Origin of the sequence: Brevibacterium daeguense, from assembly GCF_021729135.1 — a bacterium.
Taxonomy (GTDB): domain Bacteria; phylum Actinomycetota; class Actinomycetes; order Actinomycetales; family Brevibacteriaceae; genus Brevibacterium; species Brevibacterium daeguense.
The window spans coordinates 37,612-50,542 of record NZ_JAJTWW010000019.1; the positions used below are offsets into that span (position 1 = coordinate 37,612).

7 protein-coding genes are annotated in these 12,931 nt (G+C 69.4%); 5 read left to right on the plus strand and 2 right to left on the minus strand.

The features are described from left to right. Nucleotides 1–22 precede the first annotated feature (22 nt). Together LXN01_RS13515 and LXN01_RS13520 are read left to right on the plus strand one after the other, a co-directional pair. Nucleotides 23–4,906 (plus strand): NAD-glutamate dehydrogenase, encoded by a 4,884-nt coding sequence (locus LXN01_RS13515; RefSeq protein WP_236865932.1) that lies wholly within the window; start codon nucleotides 23–25, stop codon nucleotides 4,904–4,906. Nucleotides 4,907–4,919: 13 nt separating this feature from the next. Continuing rightward, nucleotides 4,920–6,434, plus strand: a complete 1,515-nt coding sequence (locus LXN01_RS13520) for a sensor histidine kinase (protein ID WP_236865933.1) — start codon at nucleotides 4,920–4,922, stop codon at nucleotides 6,432–6,434. 66 nt (nucleotides 6,435–6,500) lie between these two features. Here LXN01_RS13520 and LXN01_RS13525 read toward each other — a convergent pair whose 3' ends face one another. Further along, nucleotides 6,501–6,749 carry a WhiB family transcriptional regulator gene (locus LXN01_RS13525; protein WP_236865934.1) on the minus strand — a complete coding sequence of 83 codons (249 nt, stop codon included), beginning with the start codon at nucleotides 6,747–6,749 and terminating at the stop codon, nucleotides 6,501–6,503. Nucleotides 6,750–7,082: 333 nt separating this feature from the next. Here LXN01_RS13525 and LXN01_RS13530 point away from each other — a divergent pair, with 333 nt between their 5' ends. The 3 genes from LXN01_RS13530 (at nucleotide 7,083) to LXN01_RS13540 (ending at nucleotide 11,054) form a co-directional block, all read left to right on the plus strand. Further along, a complete protein-coding gene (locus LXN01_RS13530) occupies nucleotides 7,083–7,661 on the plus strand; it encodes a gamma carbonic anhydrase family protein (RefSeq protein WP_236865935.1) in 579 nt (192 codons plus the stop codon). Nucleotides 7,662–7,730: 69 nt separating this feature from the next. Beyond that, nucleotides 7,731–9,605, plus strand: a complete 1,875-nt coding sequence (locus LXN01_RS13535; RefSeq protein ID WP_236865936.1) for a heavy metal translocating P-type ATPase — start codon at nucleotides 7,731–7,733, stop codon at nucleotides 9,603–9,605. 12 nt (nucleotides 9,606–9,617) lie between these two features. Next, nucleotides 9,618–11,054, plus strand: coding sequence for an NAD(P)H-quinone dehydrogenase (locus LXN01_RS13540; RefSeq protein ID WP_236865937.1), 1,437 nt, complete (start codon nucleotides 9,618–9,620; stop codon nucleotides 11,052–11,054). 72 nt (nucleotides 11,055–11,126) lie between these two features. Here the strand turns inward: LXN01_RS13540 and LXN01_RS13545 are convergent, their stop codons facing one another. Next, on the minus strand, nucleotides 11,127–12,917 hold the full coding sequence (locus LXN01_RS13545) for an acetyl/propionyl/methylcrotonyl-CoA carboxylase subunit alpha (protein ID WP_236865938.1): 1,791 nt from the start codon (nucleotides 12,915–12,917) through the stop codon (nucleotides 11,127–11,129). Nucleotides 12,918–12,931: the final 14 nt, after the last annotated feature.

Below are 12,931 nucleotides of genomic sequence, written 5' to 3' on the forward strand. Positions count from 1 at the left end.
GCGACGAACATGAGGTGGCACCGTGACCGAGGTCCGATCGGCCGAGATCGCTCAGCACTGGCTCGAGCTCACTGGCAGCGCTCCCCCCGCCAATCTGCTGGCGGCCTACTTCCCCAGACCGGATGCGGTCGACCCGGACTCGTACCGCCCGCGGGAATGGGCGGCGGCAGCTGTGTCCCACCTGCGCACTGCGCTCCGTCACCGTCCGGGGATCCCGACCATCGACATCTACAATCCGGGCCCCGATGACCCGGAGAACGTCGGCAACCGCACGGTGATCAACATCGTCACCGAGGATATGCGGTACCTGCTGTCCTCGGTCGTCGCCGAGCTCACCAGCTCAGGGCTGTCGGTCCGTGAGGTCCGTCATCCGATCCTCGTCGTCGAGCGCGGCGCAGGCCTCGCCGTGGTGGCTCCCGGCGAGCTGAAGCGCACGGTCACCGACACCACGGCGCTGCCGGTGATCTCCGCGGACAACGGACCGGGGGAGAGGGCCGTCGAGTCCTGGATCCACCTGGAGGTCGACCGGATTCCCGACGACCGATTCACCACCGTGATCGACACCATCCAGCAGACGATCACCTTCGTCACCGCCGCCGACCGCGACCGGGAGCAGATGATCGCCGGCGCTCGTGCCATCGCAGCCGACCTGCGTGCGCGCCCGCCGCGGCCGGAGCTCGCAGCAGAGGCCGTCGAAGCAGCTGAGCTGCTGGAATGGCTCGAGGGGCGCTTCGCCTTCATGGGATATCGCGAATACCGGCTGACGGAGAAGGGCGGGGAGAAGATACTCGAGCCGATCGAGGACACCGCGCTGGGCATCTCCGCACTGCGTCCCACCATCTCCTCGCCGCTGTCCCGGGCGGTGTCGGCGAAAGCGGAGGAGCCGCGGGTCCTGGTCCTGACCAAGGCGAATTCCCGCTCCAAGCTCATCCGGCGCAGCTTCATGGACTACGTGGGCGTCAAGACCTTCGACGAATCAGGGGCGATCGTCGGCGAGCGGCGATTCGTCGGGCTCTACACATCGGGCATGTACACCGCTTCGGTCCTCGAGATCCCGGTCGTGAAGTCCAAGATCCGATACGTGCTGCAGAACTCCGGCCTGCAGCGCCACACCCATTCCGGGGATGAGCTGCTGTCGCTGCTGGAGAGCTACCCGCGTGACGATCTCCTCCACGCCGACGCCGAGGAGATCCTCGACGTCGTCCTCAAGGTCCTCGGTCTGGAGGAGAAGCGCGAATCCAGCGTATTCATCCGGCGCGATCCCTACGAGCGCTACGTCTCGGTGCTGGTCTACGTTCCCCGAGATCTGTACGACACCGCGGCCCGCCTCCGCGTGCAGGCGGTCCTGAGCGAGCGCTACTCGGCCCAGAGCGTCGACTTCGACGTGCTGCTGAGCGATTCGGCGCTCGCGCGCCTTCACTTCGTGGCGCGTCTGCCGCGTGACGGGGTGCTGCCGGACATCCCGGCCGAGGTCGTGTCGGAGGAGATCAAGGCGGCGCTGCGGTCCTGGGAGGAGGACGTCTCCGAGTACCTTGTGCCGTCGCAGGTGCCGACCACAGCCGAGGAGATGGCCAGGCACGACCTGTGGGCCCGCGCGTTCCCCGCCGGGTACCAGGAGTATCACAGCCCCCAGCAGGCGGTCGAGGACATCTCCCGCTTCGAGTGGCTGAGCTCCGACGAGGAGCCGCTGGTGCGGATCTACCGGCCGGAATATCCCGACGATGCCGATGTCCGGCTGGCGTTCTACCGGATCGAGCCGGCAGGCCTGTCCGACATCCTGCCGTTCCTGGCGAACTTCGGGGCGCGGGTGCTCGACGAACGGCCCTACGAGTTGGATCTCGCCGACGGCACTCACCGGTATCTCTACGACTTCGGCCTCAGCTTCGAGACCGACGTCACCGAAGCGGACTACCGGCGCATCGAGCAGGCCTTCACGGCGGCGTGGACGAACCAGCGGGAGACCGGGGGAATGGACCGGCTCATCGTGTCGGGGATGCGGTGGCAGGACGTCAGCATCATGCGCGCCTTCACGCACTACCTCCGCCAGACGGGCTTCCAGCTGACCGAGCGCCACATGGGCCAGATCTTCACCTCCCACCCGCACATCGCCGCTCGGCTCATCGACTGCTTCCACGCGAAGTTCGACCCGGACCTCGAACTCGACGAGGGCGGCCGAACGGAGCTCATGTCGACCATCCGCGAGGACATCGTGGCAGCGCTCGCCGAGGTGCCGAGCCTGGACGCCGACCGTGTGCTGCGTGCCGTGCTCGAACTCATCGACGCGACCGCGCGGACGAACGTGTTCCAGCCGGCGGACGGCAGCATGCCCGCGGCGGCAGTGTTCAAGTTCTGCCCGGCCGAGCTCGATTTCGTGCCCAAACCGCGGCCCGCGCTGGAGATGTGGGTGTACTCGCCGGAGGTCGAGGGCGTGCATCTGCGGTTCGGACCCGTCGCCCGGGGCGGTCTGCGCTGGTCGGACAGGGCAGACGACTTCCGCACCGAGGTGCTCGGCCTGGTCAAGGCCCAGATGGTCAAGAACGCCCTCATCGTGCCCACCGGCGCCAAGGGTGGGTTCTTCCCCAAGCGGCTGCCCGATCCGGGGAAGGACAGGGAGGCGTGGGCGGCAGCCGGACAGCGCGCCTACGAGCTCTTCATCGGCGCGCTGCTCGACATCACCGACGATCTCGACACTTCCGAGCACGGCACCCGGGTTGCCCGGCCGGAGCGCACGATCGTCCACGATGGGGAGGACAGCTACCTCGTCGTCGCGGCGGACAAGGGCACTGCGCGGTTCTCCGATGTCGCCAACTCGATCGCGCTGGAACGCGGCTTCTGGCTGGGAGATGCCTTCGCCTCGGGCGGGTCGGTCGGCTATGACCACAAGGCGATGGGCATCACGGCGCGCGGCGCCTGGAAGTCGGTCGAACGTCATTTCCGCGAACTCGGCGTCAACACCGCCGAGCAGGAATTCACCGCAGTCGGCATCGGCGACATGAGCGGAGACGTGTTCGGCAACGGGATGCTGCGCAGTGAGGCCACTCTGCTCGTGGCGGCGTTCGACCATCGCGACATCTTCATCGATCCCGCTCCGGATGCGGCTGCGTCCTTCGCAGAGCGGAAGCGGCTGTTCGAGACGCCGCGGTCCAGCTGGCAGGACTACGACCGGAAGCTCATCTCCGCAGGCGGCGGCGTCTTCTCCCGGGCGGCGAAGTCGATCGACCTCAGTCCCGAGGCGGCCGAGCGACTCGGGATGCGGCCAGGTGCCTACGCGCCGAACGAGCTCATCCGGGGCATTCTCCAGGCGCCGGTGGACCTGCTCTACAACGGCGGCATCGGCACCTATGTCAAGGCCGAGTCGGAGAGCCACAGCGCCGTGGGCGACAAGGCCAACGACCCGATCCGCGTCAACGGTGGTCAGCTGCGGGTGCGGGTGGTCGGCGAAGGCGGCAACCTCGGATTCACCCAGCTCGGCAGGGTCGAGGCGGCGCTGGCAGGCGTCCGTCTCAACACCGATGCCGTCGACAACTCCGCAGGAGTCGACAGCTCCGACCACGAGGTCAACATCAAGCTCATGCTCGACGCGCTGATCCGGCGCGGTGACTTCCCCGAGGAGCAGCGCGAGTCGGTGCTGCTGTCGATGACCGATGAGGTCGCCGACCTGGTGCTGGCCAACAACTACAGCCAGAACGTGGCCCTCGGCGAGGCACGCGACCGGGCGCGGCGCATGACGGGGACCCAGCGGAGGCTGATGCGCTACCTCGAGCGCAACGCCGACCTCGATCGCCAGGTGGAGTTCCTGCCCGACGACAAGCAGCTGAGGCGGCGCGCGGAGAGCGGCGGCAGCTTCACCTCGCCGGAGCTCGCGGTGCTGCTGGCCTACGTCAAGATGGATGCCGCCGATCGGATCCTGGGCAGCGAGGTCCCCGCCGAGGACTGGATGACCCGTCACCTCGTCGGGTACTTCCCCCGCAGCCTCGCCGAGAAGCACGCACACGGGTTCGGCGCCCATCCGCTGCGCCGCGAGATCGCGACGGCGCGGCTGGTCAATCGGGTCGTCGACCGGGGCGGCCTGACCTACCTGTTCCGGATGCAGGAGGAGACGGGTGCTTCGATCCCGCATATCGCCCGCGTGTTCACGGTGGTCAGCGACATCTACGACCTCGATGAGCACTTCGAGGCGGTCTGTGCCCTCGACAACCAGGTTCCGGCCGAGGTCCAGGTGCTGATGCTCCATGGGTATGTGCGCCTGCTCGACCGGGCGTCGCGCTGGATCGTCCACCAGGCGCCCGACAGCCTGGACGTGACAGCGGAGATCCTCCGCTACGGCCCGGTGGTCCGTGAACTCCGGCCGCAGGTTCCCGCCCTGCTGCGCGGCGAGGATCGGGCGGAGCTCGAGGAGGCCGCCCACCAGCTGATCGGGCACGGAGTCCCGCAGCCCCTCGCCTTCCGCTGTGCCGCACTGCTCGACGAGTTCGCCCTCCTCGACATCGCGCAGACCGCGGCTCGGTCCGGCGTTCCCGCCAACGATGTCGCCGAGGTGTACTACGCCATGACCGACCTGCTGGCCGGAGCGGCGGTGCTGGGGATGATCGGGGAGCTCGACCGCAGCAACCGCTGGACGGCACTCGCGCGGGGGGCGATGCGCGATGACTACTACCAGGCCGTGACGGCGATCGTGCTGGCCGTCCTCGACTCGACGGACAGCGATCGGCCCACCGCGGCCGAGCGTGCCGACGACCGCATCGCGCAGTGGCGGGCCCGCAACGACACAGCGCTGCGCCAGGTGCTGTCGACGATCGAGGAGGTCAGGCGACTCGACTCCGTGGACCCCGCACCCCTGTCGGTACTCTTGCGGATGATGCGATCGGTGGTCCGGTCCACCGTGTGGCGCTCGGAGAGCGCCTGAGCCGAGGAGGAACATGAGTCTGCTGAGCGACCTGCTGGCCGCCGAGGGGATCGTCGACGAGGAGGATGTGGAGTGGCTCCACGTCCTGGTCGGCGACTGGCAGCTGATCGCCGACCTGTCGTTCGCGGACCTCGTGCTGTGGGTGCCGGTCGGCGACGAAGCGCGGCGCGCCCAGGGCGCCTCGGAGGAGGACTTCCGGATCATCGCCCACTGCCGGCCGACGACCGGGTCCACCGTCTACCCCCACGACGAGGTCGGCTCGATCTCCAGCGTCGAGGAGCGGGAATTCCTGCACACGGCGATGTCGGAGAAGCGGATCGTGATCTCGCCCGAGACCTCCACGCCGCTGTCGGGGGCCGAGGCGGTGCCCGTGGTGCGCGCCGGGCGCGTGGTCGCGCTGCTGACCCGCCACACCGAGGAGAGCCGCCGGACGGGAACCTCGCGGCTGGAGCGGTACTACCGCAGCTGCGCCTCGATGCTGCTGTCGATGATTGCCGAGGGCGAGTTCCCGGACCTGTCGGCACCATCGGGCGCGCGCCGCGGCGAGCCGCGCGTGGGCGACGGCCTCATCGTGCTCAACCGCGAGGGACGGGTGCGCTACGCCTCGCCCAACGGCGTCTCCGTGCTGCACCGGCTGGGCCACGAGGGTGAGATCGAGGGCAGGTATCTGGCCGAGGTCGTCTCCGGCCTCATCGAGCAGCTCAGGCCGGTGGACGAGACGCTGCCGCTGGTGCTGACGGGGCGGGCGCCGTGGCGGACGGAAGTCGAATCGGGACGGGTCAGCGTGTCGCTGCGGGCGATCCCGATCAAGCGGGCCGGCAACCGCACGGGTGCGATCATCCTCGCCCGCGACGTCTCCGAGGTCCGGCGGCGGGATCGCGAGCTGCTCAGCCGGGACGCGATGATCCGGGAGATGCACCACCGGGTCAAGAACAATCTGCAGACGGTGTCTGCCCTGCTGCGGCTGCAGACACGCAGGATGTCCAGCCCTGAGGCGCGCGATGCGCTGCAGGAGGCGATGCGACGAGTGTCGATCATCGCTGTCGTCCACGACGTCCTCAGCCAGGGGATCGAGAGTGAGGTCGATTTCGACGAGGTGGTCGACAAGGGCCTGCGGCTGACCCGTGAGCTGGCCTCGCCACAGGTGCGCGTGACGCTGAGCCGGAACGGCAGCTTCGGCCCCATCTCCTCCGGCGACGCGACCGGCCTGGCCATGGCGCTGATGGAGCTGGTGACGAACGCGATCGAGCACGGCTTCCCGGTCACCTCGGAGCCGCAGGCGCCGGGCGAGACGGTGCTGGGCATTGTGACGGTCACCCCCGAGCGCGACGACGATCGCCTGCGGGTGACCATCGCAGACGACGGCGTCGGGCTGCAGCCCGGAGAGGGCCCGGGGGCCGGCCTGGGCACGCAGATCGTGCAGAGCCTGATCGCCAACGACCTGGGCGGCAGCATCCAGTGGCGTCCGCGCGAGGGTGGGGGCACCGAGGCAGTGATCGACGTGCCGCTGAGGTCCGACCGGCTCTGAGACCGGACACGAAGACGGCGGGACCGGAGCCCCCAGGGTTCCGATCCCGCCGTCTTCGGGCGAGTGTCAGCCGGCGCGGCGGGCGCGGGCTGCGCGCCGCTTGAGCGCGCGGCGCTCGTCTTCGCTCAGGCCGCCCCAGACCCCGGCATCCTGGCCGGTCTCCAGAGCCCACTGCAGGCAGGTCTCCATGACCTCGCAGCGACGGCAGACGCTCTTGGCCTCTTCGATCTGCAGAAGAGCGGGGCCGGTGTTGCCGATGGGGAAGAAGAGTTCGGGATCCTCATTGAGGCATGCCGCACGATGGCGCCAGTCCATGGTGTCCTTTCCTGAAAGGAATATCGCCGATCAAGTCCCCAGGGAACTGAAATCGCTGAATCGCCCGGCTCGCGGGCATGCGTGATCGGCGTTCGAGATGAAGTGATCAACTCAAGGTTCACACATCTCGGACAGGGCGCACAAGAGGTCACCAGTGTGAAATCACTGACATCTCCCCATTCTGAGCCGAACAAGGACGCTTGCGCAAATCGAGTCGCGCGCCGCTCGGCACGGCAGCTCCGAGGATCGCTCAGCATCAGCTCCGAGGATCGCTCCGGACCGCTGGGCGGTCAGCGCTTGTGCGTGTGCTCGCCCTCTGCTTGGCTGGGGAACATGACACCTGACACATCTGCAGAATCTGCCGGCCGGCGCCTCGGCGACCTGGCCGATGTCCGCCTGATCTCGATCGACGGGGTCGCTCCGCAGATCGACCCGAGCGCCTTCGTCGCCCCCGGCGCCACCCTGATCGGGGACGTGCGGATCGGACCGGGCAGCAGCATCTACTACGGCTGCGTGCTGCGGGCGGATCGGAACTCGATCACGATCGGGGCCGGCACGAACGTGCAGGACAGCACCGTGATGCACTCCGACCCGGGCAAGCCCGTGGTCGTCGGCGACCGGGTCTCCATCGGCCACCGAGCGCTCGTGCATGGCTGCATCGTCGGCGACGACGTGCTGGTGGGGATGAGCTCCACCCTGCTCAACGAATGCAGGATCGGCTCCGGCTCGCTGGTGGCCGCCGGAGCCGTCGTCCTGGAGGGCACCGAGGTGCCCGAGCGGTCGCTGGTCGCCGGCATCCCCGGCAAGGTGCGTCGGCAGCTCACCGACGAGGACCTGCTCCGAGTTCACGCCAATGCGCAGTCCTACGAGGAGATCACTGCCCTGCACCGGGAGCGCGGCCGGCTCCTCTGACCGCAGTCGACGAATGAGGATCGCCTGGCCTTGCTGGAGCGAGTTCGGGAACCGGGAGAGAATGGAGCCATGAAGGTCCTGCGATTCTTCCGACGCTATCCACTCGTCGCGCTCGCCCTGCTCGCGCTCGCGGCGGCGCTCATCCTGCTGGCCGTCGGACAGCCGACAGCGGCGCAGATCCTCGCGACCGCCGTCATCGCGTTCGTGGTCCTGCACACCGGCTGGGGGATGATCAAGGACATCCTCGCCAGCCATTGGGGTCTCGACATCCTCGCCGTCGTCGCAATGGTGTCCACCATGCTGGTCGGGGAGTACATCGCCGGGCTCATCATCGTGCTGATGCTCACCGGCGGCGAGGCGCTCGAGGATCTTGCCGCGACCCGTGCCGGACGGGAGCTCGACGCGCTCATCAGCCGAGCTCCGCAGTTCGCCAATCGCATCGAAGCGGACGGGCAGATCACGCAGATCCCGGTCGGCGAGGCGGAGGTCGGCGATGAGCTGCTCGTCCGCCCGGCAGAGGTGGTGCCGGTCGATGGCGTGCTGGTCAGTGAACATGCCTCGATCGACGAGTCGTCGCTGACGGGCGAGCCGCTGCCGGTGACGAAGTCCGGTGGCGAGGAGCTCTACTCGGGTACGGTCAACGGCACCTCGGCGTTCACACTGCGCGCCACCGCCTCGGCCGCCGACTCGCAGTACGCCGCGATCGTGGAGCTCGTCAGCGAGGCAGTGGAGTCGAAGGCGCCGCTGGTGCGGCTGGCGGACCGCTATGCGGTTCCTTTCACGGTGGTGTCGCTGCTCATCGCGGCCATCGCCTGGGCGGTCAGCGGCGATCCCGTGCGATTCGCGGAAGTGCTCGTGGTCGCGACGCCGTGTCCGCTGCTGATCGCCGCTCCGGTGGCGTTCATGGGCGGCATGAGCCGCGCGGCCCGCAGCGGGGTGATCGTCAAGAACGGCGGCGCGCTGGAGGTGATGGCGCGGGTGAGGTCGGCAGCTTTCGACAAGACCGGCACGCTGACCCGCGGTCGCGCGACCGTCCAGCGGGTGCTCCCTCACGAGGGCTCCGCTGACGAGCTCCTGACGCTGGCCGCGGCGGTGGAACGCTACTCCACCCACGTCTTCGCGCAGTCGATCATCGAGGCGGCTCGCGCGCGCGGCCTGGATCTTCCGGACGTCGCGGCGGCCGAGGAGATCGCGACCAACGGCGTGCGCGCCCGCGACGCCGGCGGGTCCGAGATCCGGGTCGGCAAGCCGGCTTTCGTCGCCGAGGTCATCGGCGAGTTCGACCGCGCCGAGCTGGAGTCGGGCGAGACCGCTGTCTACATCTCCCGTGCGGACCGCCTGGCCGGCGTGATCGTGCTGTCCGACCCGCCCCGCCCGGAGGCGGCGGCCACCGTCGCGACCCTGCGGCGCCTCGGCGTGGGTGAGATCCTGATGGTCACCGGCGATGTGGAGTCGACCGCGGAGTCGGTCGCGCAGGATGTGGGCGTTGATCTCGTGCATGCGGAGGCCACGCCGCAGAGCAAGGTCGAGATCGTCGCCGGGATGGCGCACCGCCCTGTCGTCATGGTCGGCGACGGCATCAACGACGCTCCGGTCCTGGCGGCCGCCGAAGTCGGGATCGCGATGGGTGCACGGGGCGCCACGGCGGCCAGCGAGTCGGCATCGGCCGTGATCACGACCGAGGACCTCTCCGCTGTCGCCCGGGTCGTCGACATCTCCCAGCACACGGTCCGGATGGCGCTGCAGAGCATCTGGCTGGGCATCGCGATCTCCGTCGGGCTCATGCTGGTGGCGGCATTCGGATTCCTGCCTGCCGTCGTCGGAGCCATCCTGCAGGAGGGTGTGGACCTGGTCGCGATCCTCGGAGCGCTGCGGGCGCTCGGCGGTCCGGAGCTCAGGCTCGAGGACCCGCAGCGGGATTTCGCCAGGCCCGCCCGCGTTTGAGAGGATGGGCGCGTGAAGAACGTTCTTGATCCTGCGCAGAATCGTGTCGTCATCATCGGAGGCGGCCCCGGCGGCTACGAGGCCGCGCTGGTCGCGGCGCAGCTGGGCGCCGACGTGATGCTCATCGAACGGAACCGCTGCGGCGGCGCGGCCGTCCTCACCGATGTGGTGCCCTCCAAGACGCTGATCGCCACTGCCGAGCTGATGGGCGACATCGCCGGCTCCGACGCACTCGGCATCAGAATCAGCGACATCGACTCCGCCGAGGCGACGGAGTCCACGGGCGGGCAGGTGCGAGCCGACCTCGGAGCGATCAACCAGCGCATCCTGGGCCTGGCGAACGCGCAGGCGACCGACATCTACGACGGGTTGGTGCGGGCCGGTGTCAAGGCGATCAAGGGGGAGGCCACCCTCATCGGCCCACGCGAAGTCTCGGTGGTCGAGAAGAGCGGCGCCGAGTACACGCTGGACGCGGACACCATCCTGATCGCCGTCGGCGCGCATCCGCGCGAACTGCCCGACGCGCAGCCCGACGGGGAGCGGATCCTGACCTGGACCCAGCTCTACGACCTGCAGGAGCTGCCGGCCCACCTCGTGGTCGTCGGCTCCGGAGTCACCGGTGCGGAGTTCGCATCCGCCTACAACGCCCTCGGCTGCGAAGTCACCCTGGTCTCATCGCGGGATCGCGTGCTCCCGGGCGAGGACGCGGACGCCGCCGAGGTGCTCGAGAAGGTCTTCCGCGGGCGGGGCATGAACGTGCTCTCGCGCTCCCGTGCCGCGACGGTCAAGCGCTCCGGCGACGGCGTCGAGGTGCAGCTGGTCGACGGTCGGAAGGTCCACGCCTCGCACTGCCTGATGGCGGTCGGGTCGGTCCCGAACACCGAGGACCTGGGACTGGACGCGGCAGGCGTGCAGACCGAGGACTCGGGACACATCGTCGTCGACGGCGTCTCCCGCACCTCGGCGCCGGGCGTCTACGCGGCCGGCGACTGCACCAGCGTCCTGCCGCTCGCCTCGGTCGCGGCGATGCAGGGGCGGATCGCGATGTGGCATGCGCTCGGCGACGCCGTCTCCCCGCTCAAGCTCCGCAACGTCGCCTCCAACGTCTTCACCGCCCCGGAGATCGCGACCGTCGGCTTCACGCAGGCGAACTACATCGAGCATCCCGATGACGTCGAGACGGTGACGCAGGTGCTCAGCACCAACGCCCGGGCCAAGATGCAGGAGATCACCGACGGCTTCGTCAAGATCTTCGCCCGCAAGGGTTCGGGCTCGGTGCTCGGCGGCGTGGTCGTGGGTCCCAAGGCCAGCGAGCTGATCCTGCCGATCACCCTTGCGGTGGAGAACCGGCTGACCGTCGATCAGCTCTCGGCGAGCTTCGCCGTGTATCCCTCGCTGAGCGGATCCGTGACCGAGGCGGCCCGCAAGCTGCATCACCACGGCCACTGAGCCCGGCTCCCGAGCACACCGCGCCCCGGCCGAGGACGAACCTCGACCGGGGCGCGCCGCTGTCCGGAGTGCTCAGGCCTCGAACTCGACGAGCGCGGCGCCGGCGCGCACCGACGCACCCGGTTCGACCAGCACCCGGGCGATCGTCGCCTGGTGAGTCGCGGTGAGCGGCTGCTCCATCTTCATCGCCTCGATCACGGCGAGCCGGTCTCCGGCTGACACCGTGTCGCCGGGGGAGACGTCGATGGAGACGATGGTGCCCTGCATCGGGGCCGCCAGCACCGGCGAGCTGTCCTCGCGGCGGGATCCCCGGCGCCGCAGACCCCCGCGCCGGGGCTGAGCACCGGGAGCTGCCGGTCGGGCGAGATCGGCCGGCACCTTGACGGTCATGCGGTGGCCTTCGACCTCGACGACGATGTCGATGACGTCCTCGGCGGGCTGAGCGTGCGGGGTCATGTGATCCTCCGGGGTGTCGAACTGGGTCATGTACTCGGACTGCAGCCAGTGGGTGGAAACGGTGAAGTCGTCGGCGAAGGCGGGTTCGTCGACCAGGCTCCGATGGAGCGGAATCAGCGTCTTGACCCCGTCGACGACGAACTCGTCGAGAGCGCGACGAGCCCGGGCAAGCGCCTGCCGGCGGGTGTCACCGGTGACGATGAGCTTGGCCAGCATCGGATCGAAGTCGGTGCCGACCTCGGTGCCGGTGTCGACCCCGGAGTCGAGGCGGATGCCGGGGCCGGCCGGCGGGAGGAACCGGGTGATCCGCCCGGTCGCCGGGAAGAAGCCGCGGAAGGCGTCCTCGGCATTGATCCGGAACTCGATCGCATGGCCGCGCGGGGCGGGCAGGCTCTCCGGCAGCGTGTCCCCGGCGGCGATCCGCAGCTGCCAGGCGACGAGGTCGACGCCGGTGACCTCCTCGGTCACGGTGTGCTCGACCTGGATCCGGGCGTTGACCTCCATGAAGGTCAGGGTGCCTTCCCGCCCGAGCAGGAATTCGCAGGTGGCGGCGCCGACATAGCCCACGTGGCGGAGGATGCTGCGTGAGGCCTCCGCCAGCACGGCCTCCTGCTCCGCGCTGAGCAGCGGGGCCGGGGACTCCTCGATGATCTTCTGGTTGCGCCGCTGGAGCGTGCAGTCCCGGGTCGACACCACATGGACCGTTCCGGCGGAGTCGGCGATGCACTGGGTCTCGATGTGACGCGGGTCGATGATCTGCTGCTCGAGCAGGCACTCGCTGCGGCCGAAGGCCTTGAGCGCCTCGCGGGAGGCCGATTCGAGCGCTGCGGGAAGCTGCGCGGCGTCGGCGGCAGTGCGGAAGCCGCGCCCGCCGCCGCCGTACACCGCCTTGATCGCGACCGGGTACCCGATCTGCTCAGCGATCTGCAGCGCCTCGGCGGTGTCGGCGACTGCTCCGCCGGAGCCCCGGGTGATCGGGGCGTCGACCGCCTCGGCGACCGCTCGAGCCCCGGCCTTGTCGCCGAGGCGGGCGATGGCGGCAGGCGGCGGGCCGACCCAGACGAGACCCGCGTCGATCACCGCCTGCGCGAAGTCCGGGCTCTCGGCCAGGTACCCGTAGCCGGGATGGACGGCGTCGGCACCGGCCCGCTGTGCGAGGTCGATGAGCTGGGAGATGTTGAGGTAGGTGGCAGCGGGTCCGAGACCGTCGAGCAGCCAGGCGTCGTCGGCCAGCCGGACGAAGGCGGATTCCGAATCGGGGGAGGTGTAGGCCGCGACTGCCCGCAGCCCGAGATCGTGGCAGGCGCGGACGATGCGCAGTGCGATCTCCCCCCGGTTCGCGATGAACACCGTCCTGATCGGGCGGTGCGTCACGCTGGCGGAGTACTCCGCCGCCGTCTGTATCATCTGGCTCTCCTGAC